This is a genomic window from Myxococcales bacterium (assembly GCA_016703425.1).
Classification (GTDB): Bacteria; Myxococcota_A; Polyangia; order Polyangiales; family Polyangiaceae; genus JADJCA01.
This window is the reverse complement of sequence record JADJCA010000008.1, coordinates 175608-193830: the sequence shown is the minus strand read 5'-3', so window position 1 is coordinate 193830 and position 18223 is coordinate 175608. Positions and strand designations below refer to the sequence as shown.

At 68.2% G+C, this 18223-nt stretch carries 17 protein-coding genes; 6 read left to right on the top strand and 11 right to left on the bottom strand.

Translation table 11 applies throughout. The features are described from left to right. Positions 1 to 12: 12 nt before the first annotated feature. Positions 13 to 1554 (bottom strand): serine/threonine protein kinase, encoded by a 1542-nt coding sequence (locus IPG50_15865; protein MBK6693663.1) that lies wholly within the window; start codon positions 1552 to 1554, stop codon positions 13 to 15. Positions 1555 to 1746: 192 nt separating this feature from the next. On the opposite strand from IPG50_15865, the gene IPG50_15860 reads away from it, so the two are divergent. Next, positions 1747 to 2040 (top strand): hypothetical protein, encoded by a 294-nt coding sequence (locus IPG50_15860; protein MBK6693662.1) that lies wholly within the window; start codon positions 1747 to 1749, stop codon positions 2038 to 2040. Positions 2041 to 2078: 38 nt separating this feature from the next. Here the strand turns inward: IPG50_15860 and IPG50_15855 are convergent, their stop codons facing one another. Both IPG50_15855 and IPG50_15850 read right to left on the bottom strand, forming a co-directional pair. Beyond that, positions 2079 to 3200, bottom strand: coding sequence for a hypothetical protein (locus IPG50_15855; GenBank protein ID MBK6693661.1), 1122 nt, complete (start codon positions 3198 to 3200; stop codon positions 2079 to 2081). Positions 3201 to 3378: 178 nt separating this feature from the next. Beyond that, positions 3379 to 3666 (bottom strand): hypothetical protein, encoded by a 288-nt coding sequence (locus tag IPG50_15850; protein ID MBK6693660.1) that lies wholly within the window; start codon positions 3664 to 3666, stop codon positions 3379 to 3381. Between the two features lie 252 nt (positions 3667 to 3918). On the opposite strand from IPG50_15850, the gene IPG50_15845 reads away from it, so the two are divergent. Next, positions 3919 to 5697, top strand: coding sequence for a hypothetical protein (locus IPG50_15845; GenBank protein ID MBK6693659.1), 1779 nt, complete (start codon positions 3919 to 3921; stop codon positions 5695 to 5697). Between the two features lie 39 nt (positions 5698 to 5736). On the opposite strand, the gene IPG50_15840 is transcribed toward IPG50_15845, so the two are convergent. Beyond that, a complete protein-coding gene (locus IPG50_15840) occupies positions 5737 to 6735 on the bottom strand; it encodes a hypothetical protein (protein ID MBK6693658.1) in 999 nt (332 codons plus the stop codon). A 183-nt stretch (positions 6736 to 6918) separates the two neighbouring features. On the opposite strand from IPG50_15840, the gene IPG50_15835 reads away from it, so the two are divergent. Next, positions 6919 to 9087: a hypothetical protein gene (locus IPG50_15835; GenBank protein MBK6693657.1), complete on the top strand. Its 2169-nt coding sequence runs from the start codon at positions 6919 to 6921 to the stop codon at positions 9085 to 9087. Positions 9088 to 9128: 41 nt separating this feature from the next. Here IPG50_15835 and IPG50_15830 read toward each other — a convergent pair whose 3' ends face one another. The 5 genes from IPG50_15830 to IPG50_15810 form a co-directional block, all read right to left on the bottom strand. Then, entirely contained in the window at positions 9129 to 10055 is a 927-nt protein-coding gene (locus tag IPG50_15830; GenBank protein MBK6693656.1) for a hypothetical protein, read from the bottom strand. A gap of 81 nt (positions 10056 to 10136) precedes the next feature. Beyond that, positions 10137 to 10907 carry a hypothetical protein gene (locus tag IPG50_15825; GenBank protein ID MBK6693655.1) on the bottom strand — a complete coding sequence of 257 codons (771 nt, stop codon included), beginning with the start codon at positions 10905 to 10907 and terminating at the stop codon, positions 10137 to 10139. 233 nt (positions 10908 to 11140) lie between these two features. Further along, positions 11141 to 11674: a hypothetical protein gene (locus IPG50_15820; GenBank protein ID MBK6693654.1), complete on the bottom strand. Its 534-nt coding sequence runs from the start codon at positions 11672 to 11674 to the stop codon at positions 11141 to 11143. Continuing rightward, on the bottom strand, positions 11671 to 11829 hold the full coding sequence (locus IPG50_15815; protein ID MBK6693653.1) for a hypothetical protein: 159 nt from the start codon (positions 11827 to 11829) through the stop codon (positions 11671 to 11673). Before IPG50_15815 ends, IPG50_15820 begins: the two co-directional genes overlap by 4 nt. Positions 11830 to 11923: 94 nt before the next feature. Continuing rightward, positions 11924 to 12349, bottom strand: coding sequence for a hypothetical protein (locus tag IPG50_15810; protein ID MBK6693652.1), 426 nt, complete (start codon positions 12347 to 12349; stop codon positions 11924 to 11926). Positions 12350 to 12566: 217 nt separating this feature from the next. On the opposite strand from IPG50_15810, the gene IPG50_15805 reads away from it, so the two are divergent. Both IPG50_15805 and IPG50_15800 read left to right on the top strand, forming a co-directional pair. Then, the gene (locus tag IPG50_15805) at positions 12567 to 13784 is read left to right on the top strand and encodes a hypothetical protein (GenBank protein ID MBK6693651.1); all 1218 of its coding nucleotides are present in this window, start codon (positions 12567 to 12569) and stop codon (positions 13782 to 13784) included. Between the two features lie 97 nt (positions 13785 to 13881). Continuing rightward, positions 13882 to 15117 (top strand): hypothetical protein, encoded by a 1236-nt coding sequence (locus IPG50_15800; GenBank protein ID MBK6693650.1) that lies wholly within the window; start codon positions 13882 to 13884, stop codon positions 15115 to 15117. Between the two features lie 16 nt (positions 15118 to 15133). Here IPG50_15800 and IPG50_15795 read toward each other — a convergent pair whose 3' ends face one another. After that, positions 15134 to 16234, bottom strand: a complete 1101-nt coding sequence (locus tag IPG50_15795; protein ID MBK6693649.1) for a hypothetical protein — start codon at positions 16232 to 16234, stop codon at positions 15134 to 15136. Between the two features lie 196 nt (positions 16235 to 16430). Then, on the bottom strand, positions 16431 to 16949 hold the full coding sequence (locus IPG50_15790; protein ID MBK6693648.1) for a hypothetical protein: 519 nt from the start codon (positions 16947 to 16949) through the stop codon (positions 16431 to 16433). Between the two features lie 945 nt (positions 16950 to 17894). On the opposite strand from IPG50_15790, the gene IPG50_15785 reads away from it, so the two are divergent. Further along, positions 17895 to 18158 (top strand): hypothetical protein, encoded by a 264-nt coding sequence (locus tag IPG50_15785; GenBank protein MBK6693647.1) that lies wholly within the window; start codon positions 17895 to 17897, stop codon positions 18156 to 18158. The last annotated feature ends 65 nt before the right edge of the window (positions 18159 to 18223 follow it).

The window sequence follows — 18223 nt, the reverse complement described above, 5'->3', positions numbered from 1 at the left end:
CGGAGGCCAAGCTCACGCGAGCTCGCCCTCGCGGCCGCGAAGGTCGATGGCCATCGTGGCGATAGCCGACGGGCGTCGGTCCTGCGCGCGGGCCCGGTCTTGCAGCGTGGCACCGTGAACGCGCCACCATTCCTTAGCCGCGTCGACGTCGTAGCGTGCTCGATCGGAGCAAGCCGCGAGCGCCTCCTTCAGCGCCACGGCGGAGGCCGGGCGTGCGTCTCGGGGCTTCGCGAGGCAAGAGAGTACGAGTTGCTCCAGGTCCGCCGCGATCGGCTTGCCCGCTCGCTCCGACAGCGACGTTGGCGTCTCGACGAGGTGCTTGGTGCACACCTCGATGACGGTTCGGCCCTCAAAGACGACCTTGCCCGTCAGGAGGAAGTAGGCCACCGCGCCGAGCGCGTAGAGATCGCTTTGCGCGTCGACGCCGTCGGGGGTCGTGATGGCCTCTGGTGAGAGGTAGGTCGGCGTCCCAGTGATCGTGTTCTCCTTCGACAGCCCGACGTCGCCTTCCCTCACGACGGTCTTCGCCAAGCCGAAGTCGACGACCTTCACTACGTCGGGCTCGTCGGCCCGCGTCGTGAGCATGATGTTGGCAGGCTTGATGTCGCGATGCACGAGGCCAAGGGCGTGCGCTTCCGCCAGCGCTCCGGCAGCCTGCATGAGGATGTGAATCGCTCGCGGCCCGTCGAGGGGGCCATCCACCTCGACCAGCCGCTCGAGGTCGACGCCGTCGAGGTACTCCATCACGTAGTAGAACGTGCCGTCGGCGGCGCGCCCGAAGTCGAAGATCGAGACGGTGTTCGGATGAGCCAGTCGACTCGTGAGCTGAACTTCGCGCTCGAAACGTGCCAGATCGTGTTCGCCTGCGCGATCAGGCGGAAGGAGCTTGATGGCGGCCGGTCGTCGCAGCATCGCGTGCGTCGCGCGGAACACGACGCCCATGCCGCCTTCGCCGAGCTTTTGCTCCAACGTGTACTGACCGAGCTTGCCGATCTCGCTAATCTTCGCCCGCAGGCCGTAGATCTGACGCGAGTTGAGCGCCGCCGTGATGACCGCCACGCCGCACCAGAGCACCGCGAAGAGCATGAAGGTCCGCACCTGGCGCTCGCTCGCCGTCGGAGCGAAGCCCATGCCGCGGGCGCCCATGACGATGGCTGTCGGCGTCACCGCTGCGCCACTGATCCACAGCGTCCGGCGGAAAGTGCTCGGGACGACAACGGAGCGCGCCACGACTGTGTACGTCGTGGCGAGGATCATGGAAAACTCGACGGCCTCGGTCCGCGGGAGCGTCACGCCGAGCATCGCCCAGCACAGGCAGAGCACGATGGTCGTGGCGGCGTCGAGCGCTTCGAGCGTCGGGAGGGCTGCGGTGGAGAGCCTCCCCACTCGCCACGTCGCGAAGGCGAGTGCCATGGCCCCGATGTGCACCAGTCGACTCGGTTCCGTGAAGTTTCTCTCGAAGCTGCGATGATGACTGGTCGTCGCCTCGAGCAAGAGCGACATACCGAACATGACGCCTGAGATGACGAAGACGACGCGTGCGAAGCTGGCCACGCGCTCTTGAAAGTCGCGTGCGGTCTCGGCACTGCCGACAGGAAAGTGACTCGCCGTCCCAAACACGCTGCCGTGTCATATCACGGTGGCTCCGGCTCGGCTGGCGGAGCGGCCCCAGTGCGTCTCCCGGCCCAGTGACTCCTCGGTCGCCGCAGTCGTTGCGCGAGGCCGCGCTTGTCGTAGGCTCGCACCATGAGCGTTCCGCCCGATGACGAAGACCGCGCAGCGATCCTCGCGCGCCGCAATCGTTTGATGGCGATCGCCCTCGTTGGCTTTGCTGGGGCGTCCGCTGCTGCCGCGTGCGGCGGCGCAACCGAGGGCGAACGCGACGCTTCCCTTGGCGAAGCCGACGCTAACGCTGACGCGAAGTCCGACGCGAACCAGCCCTTCGACGGCGGTCCCCAGCCCTGCCTCACGCCCGAGATCGTCGACGCCGCGCCTCCTTTTGACGGCCCGCTACCCTGCCTAAGGTTGCGGCCGCCCTAGGCGCCGCTTGACGGCCGTTCCTCAGCGCCACCGTCGGCCTACCGGCAGGCCGCTGGGTCGTTTTGCTGGCAAGTGCCGTTGCGGCAGGTCGTGTGGGTTGCGCATGGCGCGCCGCTGCTGGCGCACGCGGCGCCTTCGGCGATGCGCTCGACGCAGACCATCGTCGCTCCGTCCGCGGCTCCGTGGCACGCGAGCCCGTCGGCGCAGCGTGAACCCGTGGTGCAAGCTGCCCCAACGCCAACGACGGCGACAGCCTTGCACTTCGCGGCTTCACACAGTCCCGACTTGCAATCACCCGCGCGCGCGCAGTCGGCCCCGTCGTCGCGTGCCTCGGCGGGGTCGACGCAGGTCTTGGCGGAGCAGGTGAGGCCCTTGTCGCAATCGCCCAAGACGCAGGACTCACCCTTCGCGCCGAGCCGCGCGCAAGTCATGGTCGTCGTAGCGGGCGGGAGGGCGATGTTCGTTCGACAATAGAGGCCGGGGGCGCAGGGCAGCGTTGGCAACGTGCTCGACGTACCTGCGGCGGCTTGAGCGCAGTTGGCTCCCTCTGCGGCCGGCGCGGGCGCCGGCGCGCACTTGCCCGCGAGGCAGAAGAGACCGCTCGCACAATCGGCTGTGCTCTGACACGTGCCACCGTCGCCGAGGCCCGTCGCGCACACGCCGCAGAAGGAAGGTCGTCCACTGCTCGCGGGGCCGGGCACTTTGCAGAGGCCTCCCTTGCACTGCCTGCCTTTGCTGCAGCCTTCGCCGTCGGCCAGCGAACCCTTGGGCGGTTGGCACGCCGCCGCCTTGCTCTCGCAGACGTGCTGGCTCTCCATCTCGGCCGCGCATGCGCTCAAGAACGACGGCGAAGCGCCCGCTCCGGGAGCCTTAAGGTCGAGCAAGCATTGCTTGACGTAGAGCGGCTTGTCGACGGCCTTGTAGAACGAGGCCGCCGCGATGCCGAGGGGAATGCAACCGGCCGGCTGATGGCTGAGCGCGTCGAAGTACTGTCCGCAGGCGGCGGCGCCGTCCACGTCACTCCCTGACGACGCGGGCTCGTCGCTGTTGGAAGCGCACGCCATGGCGGCGGCGGCGAGTGTGATGAGCGTCGCGGCTTGCACGAAGCCGGAAGCGGAGCGCGCGCGCGTGGACGGTGGGGCCATGACCGGTCTGGGCATGACCGACCCTCAGCAATCTACGCGCCATGGTGCCCCACTGGGAAACCCCGGCGTTCACGCCTTCCGTGAACCGTTGGCTTCGGCCGTCGTGAAGGGCCGTCGCCTGGAACGTCGAGTTGTCAGGGCGTGAACTGCGGTCGCGCGGGGATGCGTCGCGACGCGCCAACGTCCGCTTGTTCTACCAGGCCCACCGGGCGGTTCTGCGGGACCGGCGCTCGTCACGCCGGCGCTTGGCCGGACGCCGCCGACCGCCCTCCACCTCACCGAGCAGGCTGGCGCTCAGCAGCATCCGAACGACGCCGGACCGCTGCACGAGTCGATCGAGGGTCGACTGTCGGCTGGCCTCGGTCATCGCCGTCACCAGCCCCGCGCCATGGCGGCTCACGCCTTCGAGCTCAAGCAGCCGACGGGTCTTGTCGTCGAGGGAGACGCTGAACGTCACGGTCTTTTGCAGTCGGGCCTTCACGGGAGCTACGCGATAGCACAAATCGCGGCTTCGCCCACACTCGCGCTGGAACACTCCAGGGCGGTCGCTGGGAGCCGTGGTGAGGCCTGAGAGGTCACGTTGCCGACGCCGGCGCCACTTTTTGCAACAAGACCGCCGCTCTGACTGGCCCGAGGCTTGCGGGGCTCCTTGGCTATGGGAACTCCGTTGCGCCATGAGTTCGCCTCGCGTTGGCGGCGTCATCGCGTTGCGAAGCGTCGCGCCAGCGGGCCGATGATGCGCCCTGTCGTCGCGTGCGTCCTTTCCGCCGCGCTCGCGGCTTGCGGTGACGCCTCGCTCCCCGCAAGCGCGCCGGCTGACGGCGGCGCTCCCGCGGCCATCGACGGCGCAGCGACCTGCTCCGGCAACTTTTGCATCGACCGAGCCAACCGAACCTTCGACCTCGACAGCGACGGTACTCCCGACACCGAGATGCGCATCGGCCCGTGCAGCGCCGACGCCGCGTCGGCGAGTTGCCTCTTGGCCGACTCGACGCTCGCCGCCATCGGTAGGGCCGAGTGGCGCTTCGCCCCAGGCCCCGTGCGCGCCGATCTCTACGGGTTCGGCGTACACGCGCTTGGCCCTCACTTCGGTCCGCTCCAAGCGATCAGCGTGGCGTACTACGACCCGTCGACCTTCCACCCGGAGCTCGTCGTCATCGATCCGAACGCGGCGCGCCCATCCTCACCCGTGGCGCGCTTCGGCGCACCTCCGGGCTGGTCCGTTCACGACACGTGGTTCGGCCTCGTGCGTAGCCCTGACGGGCGCCGCCATCCGCTTCTCGCTCCCGGGCGGCACTACATTCCGCGCACCGACGGCGTCTCCGACTGGTCGTTCCTCTGTCAGTTCGACGTGGCGCGCATCGCCGCCCCCGCCGACACCTGCGGCGTCGGCTTCCGCTCGGTGCCCACGATGTTCACCGCGGCCGAGGTCGCAGGCACGCCCGCCAATCCAGCGAACACGTTCCGTCACAACGGGGGAGTCTTCGCGGACGCCGACGGCGATGGCTGGGATGACGTCCATTTGCCCTACCTTTGGGTCATCAAGACCGTCTCCGGTCGCACCGGCGAGAGCCTCGCTGCGTCGGCGTTCGACGTAGCCTTGCAATCCGAGCCCAAAGCCCCCGCGCAGTTTCACTCGGGGCGCTTCTACGGAAGCTTCACGCCGTTCGCGCTGAACGGCGGCGAGCGCGTCCTCGTTGCCGCGGCCAACGCCGTCGGCACCTTCGACGACTACAACTGCAACGTCAGCCGCTACCACGCGCTCCTTGAGCGAACGCCAGGTGCGCCTACGAACCTCAGGCTCGCCTGGTCTCACTACGACTCGTTCACGAAGAACACGTTCCAGTCGCCGCTCGATCCGTCGAACCCTGTCGTGACGCGACCCGGCGACATGTTGAACGGCTGCTTGCACCGATTCTCGGACTCGCTCTACGAGGCCGGTGATGTGCCGGTCACCGTCTACAGTCGCTTCGCGTCTGACACACCGGCGAACGATTGCAAGGCGCAGCAGGTTGACGAAGTGGTCAGCAAGTTCGCCCCGGCGAAGATGGCGGCGTGGAGCGCCTGTGCGGCGGCGAACTTTCTCCCGACGCGAGGCACCTGGTCGGTGGACGTGCGTCGCCTCGCCGACGGCGCGGCGCTGGGGAGCGCGCCGAATCGATACGCGTGGGGCACGAGCAAGCAACTGACAACTGACCAATCGCGCGTCTTCTTGTTGGAGACGCTGCCAGGAAAGATTCGCTTCGATCGCCAAGGCGAGCCGGCCGGCTCGCTCGTCGTTGCGGCGCTTGGTGTCGACGCTGCGTGGCAGGCGCTCATGACGTTTCCCGGCGCCGGGCGCCCGAAGCTTCGCATCGACTACCCGGTCGAGCGCGGGCCATCGAGCACGTGGGGCGGGCTGCCCGAGCTTGTGACCGCCGATCGCGACGGTGACGGCCTCGCCGACGTGGCGCTCGAGAGCGGCGCTTGGGTCGGCTGGTCGGAGAAGGCTCGAGCGTGGGTCTTGAAGTGACGCTGCCCGCGCCGCCGTGGTGGTCAGACGCGTGGGGCCTCAACGGGGCGCGGGGATGAGGGGCCTCGCGCCCGACACGCTCGTGCCGGTGAGCGGGTTGCACTGCTGGTACACGGCGGTGTCGGGCACGAAGGTGCCAGCGTTGATCACGTAGACCTTCGACGCGGACCCAAGAAAAATCCCGCGCGTGAGCTCGCCGGCGATGATTTGAGGGTTCGTCACCATCGTCTTGGCCGAGGCTGCGACCTGATAGGAGTCCTGCTGCCAGGTGGAGCCCACCTTGGTGCCGCCCGTGTCGGCGACGGTCGCCCAGGTGGGGCCGCTTCCATCGCCGCACTCGGCGAGGATTCGAACGCTGTACGCCGTCGGCATGATGGAGCCAGAGATGGAGTAGAGCTTGTTGCAGAGGACGCCCGGTCCGCTAATCGCGATGCTCGCCGTCGCGGGAGCGGTCTTGTTCGCGAGGTCGTAGAGCGTGAACGACGTCCCGTTGCCGGACCAAACGACGACGTTGTTGGGAATGCTGGGCGAGTAGAAGAAGTGGATGTTGCTGAGGCCTGTGGTGACCGGTTGCGCGTTGACCGTCCCGTTCACCATGTTCGGCGGCAGCGCGATGCTGCAAAACGGGCAGTTCGGGTCGGCCACAACCAGGGTGGTTCCAACTTGAGTGCCCGTCGTGCTGCTCCCCGAGCTCGCGAAGGGGAGCCCCTTGTCGTTGGCGACATTCCCGACGAGGTAAGACATCGTCAGGTCCTCCGAGACCTTGAAGAGCTGCGAGCCGTAGATGCGGTAGTTGTTGCCGGCGATCGAACAGCTACCGGGCGTCGAGGTGTCCGGGCCCGCGGCGTCGGATAGCGGTGCCGCGGCGTCGGGCGTCGCGCCGGCGTCGCCCGAGCTCGCGGCCGCGTCTTCCCCGGGCGAGCCGCCGTCGAGCGTGCTCGCGCTCAGGGCCGGCTGCGGGCTTGAGTCGTCGACGCAGGAGACCGAAGTCGCGGCGCCGGCGCCGAAGAATGCGAAGCGGAGGAGGGAACGACGCATCGTCAACCCATACGCGAAGCGCCGTCGCGTGCCCAGGCGCGACAGGTGCGAACCGGAGCCCACCGATGCCGCGTCCGTCGTCGGTGTGGCTAGGCCGATTACTCCCTCTCCTCGGGTGAACCTTTCGCGCCAGCGGCGCATCAAGGTGCCGTCCACGCAACGCTTCGCTTGAGGGAACCCAAAATGTGGAAGCACCTGCTCGTGCTCGTCGCGCTCATCGTCGCGTGCCTTGCGGCCTGCGAAACGCAGTCGACGTCTACCGGCGAGCCGTCATCACTTGAAGACGCGAGCGCGCCCGCCGCGGCGCCCGGCGACGCGACGGCGCCACTCTCCTCCGATGCTGGCGTCAAGAAGAAGGACGGCGGCGCTGGCGAGGGAACCTGCAAAGGTGCGTTCGACAACAAAGCCTGCGCGCTCGACGGGGACGACGGCATTTGCTGCGGAGGCGTGTGCGTCTCTCGCTACGAAAAGGAACACTGCCGCCGCTGCAGCGAGAAGTGCGAAGACAAGGAGACGTGCGGCCTCACGGGGTGCCTCGGCACTCGGTGCAAACCAGGGCGCGCGTCCTGTTACACGGCCGACGGCAACATCGGCGGCTGCTGCGGCGAGGCTCAATGCACCGATCTGCAAACGAGCGCTCTTCACTGCGGAACGTGCGGCCACGCGTGTGATCCGGGCTTCGGCTGCATCAACGGGAGCTGCGTGCTTGCGGATTGCACCGGAGCGCCCGGTGGCGCGAGGTGCCTCGGCCAAGGCTCGTTCTTCGGCGAATGTTGCGGGGGCGTGTGCAAAGACGTCAACGCGGAGGCGAATCATTGCGGCGCATGCGGCGCATGCGGCGCGGCGTGCCCCGTCGGCGTGACCTGCAGCAACGCTCAGTGCAAGGGCGACGCCGGCGGCCCCGTGTGGTGCAGCGTCGCGTCGTCGCCGCCGTGTCCTTCCGGCACCACGTGTTCAGCGCACACAGGGCGTTGCGAGCAGACGGCCTGCAGCGGCGCCGCGGAAGAGGGCTACGCGTGCGCGCTCGGTGGCAGCGCACGGGGCGCGTGTTGCGGCGGCGGTTGCGTCGACCTCCGCTCCGACGCCAACCACTGCGGAACGTGTGGCGCGACCTGCGCCGCCGGTGAGTGGTGCAGCGCGGGCTATTGCCAGGCGAAGGTGACGTGCGCCGTCGGCAACAGCGGCGTTGCGTGCAACTTGCCGAGCGGTAAGAGCGGAGTCTGTTGCGATAGCGCGTGCATCGAAGCGCGGAGCGCCGATAGCTGCGGTCAGTGCGGTGCGGGCTGCAAGAGCGGCTCGACCTGTCGCGCCGACGGCATCTGCGCCGACGCGAAGGGAGCCGCTGTCTTTTGCACCGACTCGACCGAGTGTCCGGCGGGGCGCACCTGCAACGCCGGTCGATGCCTGCGGGCGACGTGCGCGCCCGGCGCCAACGGTGGCGCGTGCGCCTTTGGCCGGACGTCAAGGGGGACCTTCGGTACGTGCTGCAACGGCGAATGCGTCGACGTCAATCAAGACAAGGACTCTTGTGGAACGTGTGGCAACGCGTGCGCGAGCGGACTGTGCGCCGGTGGTCAATGCATGCCCACGCCGCACGCGTGCCCCTCGGGAGGGTGTTTCGGCGGACAGCAGTGCGTCGACGGTACGTGCGTTGCGGCTTGCCAAGCGGGGCCCATGGGCGGCTTTTGCGCGGCCACCAGCGGCGGTCTTGGCGCCTGTTGCGACAACTTCTTCTCCAGCAGCTGCCAAGACCTCAAAGGCGATGCGAACAACTGCGGCGGCTGCGGCGTTCGCTGCCCCGCGGGTCAATCGTGCCAGGGCGGCAAGTGCAGCGGCGCCTCGGGCCTCTGCTCCGCCGGACATCAAGGCGCGCACTGTGACTTGGCCGGCGGCGAGTCGAAGCTCTGCTGCGGGGGCGCGTGCGTCGACGTCGACACGGACGAATTCAACTGCGGTTCGTGCGGAAGGACCTGCGGCTCCGGGGAGAGCTGCATCGATGGCGCCTGCGCCGTGACGAGCTGCGCGGGCGTGACAAATCAGCGCGTGTGCCGCGTTGGCGCCGTCTTCGGCGTCTGCTGCGGCGGCGCCTGCGTCGACACGAAGAGCGACGAGACGCACTGCGGGCAGTGCAACAAGGGGTGCGGAAGCGGAGCCGAGTGCCGCCTTTCGCGGTGCGCCGTTCCGACGTGTGCCCCGGCGAGCGCCGGTGCCCCGTGCTTCCTGGCGGGTGACGCCGTGGGCCGTTGTTGCGGCGCTGGCGCCTGCGTCGACATCACCAAGGACCCGAAAAATTGCCTGGGCTGCGGCATCGCCTGCGGCCCCACGCAGTCCTGCGCGAACGGCTGCCAGTAGCGCTTGAAGCCCTCAAGGTTCTCTGCCCGAGGCGCCGAGCGTCACGGCAGCGTTGCGTGGAAAGTGCAATAACCGCCGACGCCCCGCGTGCGGGGTCGGCTGCAGGTCGCGCCGTTCTGGTAGTAGCCGCTCGCCACCGGCACGTAGCGAACCTTCAAGTCGAGGCCGGTCGGCGTTCTGGTGGCGGTCGTGAAGACGTCGTTGTGCCGCAAGGTCGTGGCGATGCCGTGCTCTTGCCCGTCCACGGCGACCGAGTGGCGCTCTCGGAAGAAGACCTGGTTGGTCTCGTCGGCCGCCATCGTGCCGCTCGTCGTCTGGTTCTCGAGCGGCCACAGCGACTGGCCGTCATAGTGAAACGTGCCACCCGAGTGGTCTTGCACGTCGAGAAACCCTTGCACCGGGCAGGCGTACGCGTCGTAGCAGAGACCCGCCAGCGTGACGCAGTCGTTGCCGAGGTTGTTCGGGCAAGCGTTAAAGGTGAGGGCGGGCGAAGGCGCACCCGGTGACACGACGGGCACTGGATTCGTGCGCGCGAGCGAGACCGTGAGGGTGGCGCTTTTGCGTTTCGCCTCGCTGATCACGAGCCAGTATGTCCCTGCGTTCTTCAGCGTTCGGGTGATGCGTGCGTTCGGCAGACCGGCGCCCTCGTCGTCATTCTTCGCGAGCGTCGAGAAGGAGGCGTTGGTGAGCCACAAGACCGTGTCACCGTCGGTCGACTGGGCCGTGGCGACGATGGCGTCGCCGGCGGCAGCCACGAAGCTGTACGCGCGATAGCGCGGCGTTCCCGTGTACAGGACGGTGATCGACTCACCTGCGTGCAGGCTCCCGACGCGAGCCGCTGCGGGAACCACGAGCGCGTCCGAAGACTCGGCCGCGACGCCTTCCGGCTCATCCGTCGACGCGCCACACGCGACCAAGGACGCCACGCTGAAAGCGACCAGAGCGACGTGCGCGAGGCGGAATTGCATGCAGCGTCATACGGCGGGGCTCGCGGGGTCTCCCCGCGCCGCGGGTAAAAGCCTCGCGAGAGCGTCCACCCCATGGTGACCTTACGGCCCGCAAAGCGTTTCGGCGATGAACGTCGTCTGCGCGATGGCCGCGCTGACGAGGAGCTCGTCTGCCTTGGCGCCGTAGAGGCACTGGCTCGCGTTCGACTGTTCGAAGGCCGTCTTGCAGTCGGTTGGGACCTTCACGCACGCGCCGCGCGCGATGGCGTCGTCAACGCACGCGCCCCATTCGTTGGCGTCGAGGCACGCGCCGCAGTCGCTCTGGAAGCATTCGCGCTGTTCGGCGATCTTGGTGGCGCATCCGAGATCGGTGCGCGCTGCGATGCACGGGTAGGGGTTCACCTCCGAGCCCGCCGCAAAGGGCGGCGTCGGCGCGGCTGGCGCAGCGACACTCGTGGCTTCTTCGATGCACGCCTGACACGCTGCCCCGATACCGGCGAGGAACGCGAACTGAAGCTCTTGCTTCTCCTCGTGGAAGGAGGCCTCCGTGTACGTCCAGCTTCCGCTCGCCAACGCGATCTCCTCGCTGCTGCAAGCGGCACGATGCGCCACGACCCGCGCGTTCGCCGCCGCGAGGGCGTGGTCGTTGGACGCGCAATGCGGGAACTTGCTCGGTGGGGCGGCTGGTTTGGGCGGCGTGGCCACTCCCGGCAGCTGCGCAACGACAGGCGGTGGCGCCGGCTCGGACGCCGGAGCGCGTTGGCCGCCGGTGAGGGGCGCCGTATCGCTGCTGCTCGGCGCAGCGCTCGAACATCCAACGGCGCTCGCGAGGAGCGGCATGGCGAAGCAGAACGAGAGAGACGTCAGGTTCATGGGGGCCTCGCGGACGAACACTGCAGCCGATGTGCCACGCTGGGCTGTCGTGTTTCGCTGGAAAAACGGCGGCGTCCCGGCGGACTCGGCGTCCCGATGGACCTCGCCGGTGCCTCGTGGACTCACGCGAGCGCGTTTGGACGGCAGCGGACTGTGGAGGCGTGCCCCCGCGCGCTCCCTCGCCGTGTTGGTGCTTGGCGCATCGTCGCCGTCGCGCCCGCTCTAGCGTCGCGTTAGGGGCCGCGTGGTGCGCTGAGCGGGCCCCGAATGGCGTTGCACGGATCAGCGTCGGCCGTCCCGCGCTCGCCGAGTGAAAGCAGGAGGCCCGCGCACACGACCGCGAGCACGAGGACCACCGCTTTCGGAACAGCGCTTAGCCACCCGCCCGACGCTGCTCGCAGCGATTCTGAAGCGTCGGGTTCGGTCGCACCGGCATCGACGAAGATGACCGGCGCCCCGCCGACCGTGATCGGCAAGAACACGGAGCGGACCGCGTCTTTGGCCGACACCCGGAGCTCGAGTCGGTGGGCGCGTTCAAGCGCCCGGCGCGCGTACGTTGCCAAGAGCAAGCCAGCGCCTAGCGGCGCGCTGACCAGCATCAGCGCCCACGGGTCGCGGATAAGCGCGCAGACCGCGGCGGCGGCAGCGACGCAGAGCACCAGCGCCGCACGAAACGCTCGTCGCTCCTGGGCGCGGAGGCGCTTCGCGTTGACGCGGTGCGCGTCTTCCGGTCGAGCACTCCGCCCCTTCGTAGTCGGGCCTTTCACCGAAGACCTCGGTGGCTAATGACGACGCCAACCACACCCAGCGCGAGCAGCGGGTAACCGTACGGAGCGCCGGCGTTCGCGGTCCTTACACCGATCAGCGCCGCGCCGACGGCGGCGAACAAAAAGACAATCCAGCCAATGGAGGCTTTGTTCATGACAGACCTCTTCTGCCGCGTCCAAGGGACGCGTGCGTGTCCTCTGCCGAGCAACGCTCAGCGATTCAGGGCAATGGGTTGAGGAGAGGTCTCGTCAAATGTGGAAGACCATCAGGAGCGCGCGTGCGCCTCCCGGTGGCCACGCGAACACGTGTTGCGAAGGCGTGCCGCTCGGCGCGAGTGTCGACGGGCCCTCTGGCCGGCGTACGAAGAGCGTCGCGGTCGCTGAAGTCTCGTCGGCAGGTCCTCGGCCGTCGCGACGGTCAGGTCCGCGGTCCTGGGCGCGGAGGCCCAAGCGCGCATCATCGGCGCGGCGCGCCGCGGCGCATTGCTCGCGTGCCGCTCCTGCATCAACGGTCGATGCCGGCGAGACGATCGCCGCGATGTGCGCCCGCGACGGCGCCAGCAGGGTCGCGGTGAAGAGAAGGAGCAGCGCCGCAAGCGCCTGGTTGACCCACGTCCAACGAGGCGCCGCCTTCAAGGCGGCGCTACGGAGTCGAGTCGGACGCTGGGGGCTCATGGGCGCAACGTGAGTGTAGGCCGTGTCCGTCGTCGAGGCGAACCCCTCGCAGCAGAACCCTACGCAAAGAGAGCGCCCGCGAACGGCGATGGCCGCTGCGAACACCTCGTTCCAAGCGGGGAAGCGTCGATCCACGCGCAAAGTGGCGGCCATTGCGCCGCGATCCTTCGAAGAGGCGTCGCGCCCCACGGGCATCCTCCTTGCTCCTTCGTTACGCATGCACAGCCGTCCGACCTTCGCGCCTGCTTCCCTGTTTCGAGACGTCTCGTGGCTCGACCTTGTCCACGGCGGCGAGGATGAAGACGCCGCGGCCGCCCCCGCCGACACGAGCAACGAGCCCGCCGGCTACGACGCCTCTAGCGCCGAACCGGCCGAGAGCTTCGATGCGGGCGGCGGTGCGCCTGGGGGTGAGACGCCCGGAGGCGAGGCACCGGGCGGGGAGGCGCCGGGCGGGCAGAGCTCCGCGTATTCGGGGCAGAACGAAATGGAGTCTGCGAACGACACCTGGGCCACGCCAGAGGCCGGGGCAGCGGGCGCATCGCCAACGGAAGCGCCACAGAACGAGATGGAGTCGGCGAACGAAGCTTGGGGCGCGCAGGCCCAACCTCACGCGGCGGAAGAGCCGCAGACGCCTGCGCCGGCGGCAGCAGCACCAAGCGCGTCATCGGGAGAGACGCCGGCAGCCGCACCGATCGATCCAGAAGCGGCCATCCGGGCCATGGTCCCGACGCCTGAGGTTCCCGCGCCCGTTCAGTTCACCCCTGAAGATCTCCGCGGTGCCGGTCCTGGCACGACGGAACGAGAGCGGACGCTCGCGCGCGCTGACATGGCGCTCAACCACGAGGACCCTGCTAGCCCGCCCCGCGTCTACCAAAACGACATCGGCAATTGCGGCGTCATCGCGACGCTGAACGCGACGGCGCGCACACCTGCGGGGCAGGAGTACCTCCGCGGACTCGAAGGTGCGCCGCAGCCTGCGCCAGGGCAGGGCGCTAACGGAGACGAGACGCTGCGCGGCCTCGAGGCCTCAACGGGGTACCAGGAGGGACTCAACTCGGCGCAGGTCTTCGACCATCTCGGCCTCGGAGCCCGCGATACGAGCGCGCGGCAAGCGGTCGTCGACTACCAGCGCGACCCGTCGCAACCGACGACGGTGACGAGCCACGCGGCCTACGACTGGAACGATCAACACAGCATCTACGGCAACCACGTCTACGAAGTGGCTGGGCACTATCGTCATCCCGAAACCGGCGAGACGATGGTGCTGCTCAGGAACCCGCACGGGGCTTCCATCTCGGCGGACACGCCCCATGGGCAGGAACGTTCCCTTCACCCCCGCACGCAGCACACGGACGGCCAGTATTATCCCGGCGTCCCCATCAGTCAGATGAACCGGTACTTTGGCGTCGGAACACGGGGGCGTGTGCCGCGCTGATTGACGGTGCGTGACCTGCGTGTTCGAAGCACGGCTTCAAGGGACTAACGCGACGCCTTTGCATGGTTCGCGCCCGCGGCAACGTCCACTCGACCTAATGCGCGCGCTGGTCTTTTGGGGATCGCTGAGCACTCTGGTCGTCGCCTGTAGCACTGGGGGCGGCGCGAACCTCGCGTCGGTGCCGGGGGAAGGTGCGCACGATGCGGCGCCTTTCGACGAAGAGGCCGCCGACGCATCTTCGGCGCGCAAGCCCGACGGTGGAAGGAAGACCGACGCCGGCAAGACCACCGAGGTTGATGCGGGCGCCGCCTTCGCGAGCGACCCCAAGAACTGCGGCGCGGTGGGGCACGATTGCCGCGGCGCCATGTGCACCGCCGGCTTGTGCGAGCCGGAGAAGATCGCGACGGTCCATCGCCCCATTGCCCTTGCGGTCGCTGGTGCGCAGCTCTTCATGGTCGACTATCCCAAGTCCAGCAGCGCGCCGGAGCTGTTTCGTAGCGGCAAGATCCCAGGGAGCAGCGCCACCTCGGTGCCCGGGCCGAAGCTCTACGGTCATTTCGATACGCTCGAGCTGAGCGTTGGGGGCGACTACATCTACTTCGCCCTGCTCGGCGCTGGCGAAGGTGCGCTCCATCGCCGGCCCATCGGTGGCGTCGACGCGGGGAGCGACGAACGAATCAGCAGCGACGTGCCCTACGAAGACGTCAAGTCGTTCAACGCGAACGCGACTCACGTCGCCTTCGCCGTGGCCAACTACCCGAGCGGCACTTGGCTACGAACCCACTCCGGCACATTGGCCGAGTTTCCCGCGCTGACGACCGATCCAGTTCGTCGTCGTTTGGACTTCCTCTCGTTCGAAGGTGACGCGGTCTTCGGCCTCTACGATGGCAAGATCTACGAGACCAAGCTAGCGGCGCCGACGACGGCCAATCTCGTTGGTGCCACGGGGGCTGGTGGCTTTGACAGCGCGTTCGTGGCCACGAGCGTCGCATTCTACGGAGTGACCTTCCGCTACTCGAACCCAGTGACGTGCGCTTCGACGAACTTCAATCTGTGGCGAACGCCGCGCGCTGGCGCCAGCGCTTCAACGGGGAGCATCCTCCTCGCGGGGCACGGCTGGGTGCCTTCGCTACGAGCCGACGGAAAGGGCGCCGTGTATCCGCTCCGGCCGTGCGGCAATGGAGATACCCCGCTCATGGCGTACCGCGAGACCGATGGCGCCGCCTACGCGCTCGCCGAGTTCGACGGCGCGACCGACGTCTTCGCGCTCGACGACGAGTACGTCTACTTCTCGCGGTGGGACGACGACGCGCTCTACCGCGTCGCGCGATGAGGGCACGCGCGGTGAATCAAAGAGCTCGATCCCGGGCTGGCGCCTTCTTCGCCTTTTGCTGCAGGTATTCGTCGTCGACCGTTACGCTCCCGTCGGGCAGCTTGTTTTCGAGTTGCCTCGTCCAGTCGGCCATGCGCGTCTCGAAGGACGTCTTGCCCGGCGCCGCGCGGTAGTCATCAAGTCTTTCGAGGTCGGAGAAGTCGCCTTTGAAGTAGGCCTTAGCGAGGGCGTCTTCGCGCGCCGGATTGGCCGCGATGTATTCGCTGACCAGCCGCTGGCCGCCCTCATAGGCCTTGGTCTGGACACCACCGGCCGGCGGGAAGTAGCCCATTCGGCGGTTTAGGTACTCCGTGGCCGCTTCGTCGACGGGGCCGCGCATCCGGTCGCTCCAGCGGTCCGCCGCGAGCGTGTGCAACGTTTCGTGGTTCACCGTCCAGGCGCTGGCGTCCGTGGGCAGGAACACCTCGCCGTAGCGAACGCAAGCGCCAGCGCCGACTCCGCAGAAACCTTCCACGTGAGCGCGCGGCACGACGTTGATGTTGTTCTTTGCGTCCTTCTTCGCGTAGTTCGGCCAGCGCGCGCCAATGGCGGCGCGTGAAGCGGCTACCGTCATGGGGGCCGCATTCCTCTTCTCGTCAGCAAGCGACTGTTGCAGGCGCGCCTGCGAGTTGGCGCACGTAGAGCAACCGTTGGGACGAATGGCGGCGTTCTTCGGATTCGCGACCCACGGCGTCTTGGCGATGGTCGCGCTCAGCTCGTTGGCTCGCGCCTGCTGTTTCTTCTTCCAGTCCGCTTCCAGCGAATCCGACAGCGCCTTTTCGCGCTCGCTGTCGATCTCGCGCTTACGGCGCTCGCCGGAGCTGGCGTCCTGCAACCCTGCTCGCACGCGGATCTCGACCTGCTGCTGCTCGATGTACAGCGCATCGCGGGTCTCCCCCTTCCGCAGGAAAGCCTGTCGCTGCTTCTCCAGCTTGGCAACGCGGAACTGCGCCATGCCCTTTTCGAGTTCGGCGAGCTCGGCCTTCAGTTGCCGCGCCTTGTCCCCCGACGCCGTTTCGAGGAGCGTCCGCACATCCAGGCTCCGGGAGTAGAGTTTTCCTTCCTCAGCGTCATTCATTCGCGGCGGCCTCCGATGCCGATTCCGGCCTCGCTCGACATAGTCTTGCCGCACGCGAGGCCACACCGCGGCGTCCGACGCGGCATTGGGTCGCCGTCGCAAATGTCGCGCCACCCCGAGGCACGGGCTCCCGCGCCCCGGAGCATCCGGAAACAACCGCATGCGCCCGGATGGAGTCCGCCGCGCGGCTCTCGGGCTACTTCGCTTCGCGGATCTCGAAGTCGCGAAAGCCGGACGTGTAGTCGGCGTCCGCGGTGATGACGCTTCCCTTCGGGACCGGCACGACAGGACCGGTGATGATCACGTCTTTGTCGCGAAGCTGCTCAAGGCGCCGCGCGAGGACCTTGTTTTCGCTGATCCATAGATCCAGCGCCACCTCGTGGCCTGCGGGACTCGCGCCGCCTTTGACGAGCAAACGGTACCGAGGCTCTCGCCAGACGAGGCGCCCTCGTACTTCTGTCGTGACGGGGGCTCCCGTCGCAACGGGGGGCGCCAAGGCCGCAGCGCCTGCGTCCGCCGGCGCGACGCGCGTGGCGGGGGCGTCCGGCGCCACCGCGGACTTGACCCTTGGCTCGCCGACGGCGTCGTCGTCCCGTCTTGCGGTCTTCTCCGCGTCGGGAGGCGAGCGGACCGGTTGAACGCCGCCTCCGGGAGCCGCACACGCCATGAGACACACTGCAACAGCGACGCTCGGTCGTGAGGACGCGGAAGCCATGGCGTCAGTCTAAGGGGTATCGCGCCGCATCTCGACCGATCCTGGCGGCGCGTGGAGCGAGCCTAGGCCTTTCTTGGAGCGTCCCGGCGACGTTCCGTTGTCACGGTCCGACAACGTAGGGTTTGAGCGCGCCGGTTCTCCCTTTCGGGAAGCGCCCTTGCCGATCGGCGAGGCGCCGCGCAGCCCATCGTCTACGCTGCCTTGGCTTGAACGCGCGCCCCCTCCTCTCCACGTGGCTTGGACTCCTCGTGCTCGCGAGCTGCGCCTTTCGCACTGTGGCCGATGACACTGCCGCTCAGCCGCGGGAAAGTCTGGAGCGTGGCTGCACGTCGGACAAGGATTGCAACGGTCGACGTTGCGCACGCGGCCAATGCATGGGTTGCCTCTCCAGTGTCGAATGCACGGACCCGGCGAAAGCAACCTGCGAAACGGCGACCGGCGTCTGCGGGCCGTGCACCCAAAACAGCCAGTGTGCCGCGGGAACCGCCTGCCAAAACGGGATCTGCGCGGGGTGTCTCTCGAACGAGGTGTGCTCGGCCGGCCAGGCCTGCGTCGCTGGACGCTGCGGCCCCTGCGGCAGTCACTCCCAGTGCTCCGCGCCCCAAGTTTGCGACTTGCCACAGGGGGTCTGTCGCAGTCCTCCGCACAGCGAGGAGCCGCCGCGCCCACGCCCGGACGCCTGCGCCTCCGCCGGCTATGTGGGCCTCATCGGGCCCACGGGGCCCGTCTGGGCGTCCGGACTCGCCGGGAGCAGCGGGCCCGTTGGCCTCGCCGCCGGCGACGCCACCTGCAGCGCGACGTATGGAGGCGCGCACGTCTGCAGTTGGGAAGAGCTGAAGGCGTCCGACAATTGCGGAAGCTTGATCGCGCTCCGCAACATCACCGGGACCTTGTGGATGCACCGCACTGCGGTGGAGACGCCCAATGGCGTCACCAAGGTCGTCGATGCCGCGTCCGATGCGGGGGGCACCAGGCGCCGCGGGCCCTCCCGCGAAAGGAGGTCGCTGCGACGACTGGCGCTACCCGGGCAACGACGCCTACGACGGAGAGTGGATCGAGACGGGCGGCGGCATGATGATCGCTCACTTGGACAGCGACACGACCGACAACGGAAACGATTTCCCCTCGTATCCAGCCGTGAGCAGCGGTGCGGCGCCAGGCGTGCTCCCCTGCGGCGGGGTCTCTCGGCATGTGGCCTGTTGCAAGTGAGAGTGCCGATGGGCTCGTGCCTTGGCGAGCGCTCCGACGGTCAGCGCCGGAGCGCGTGGCTGATG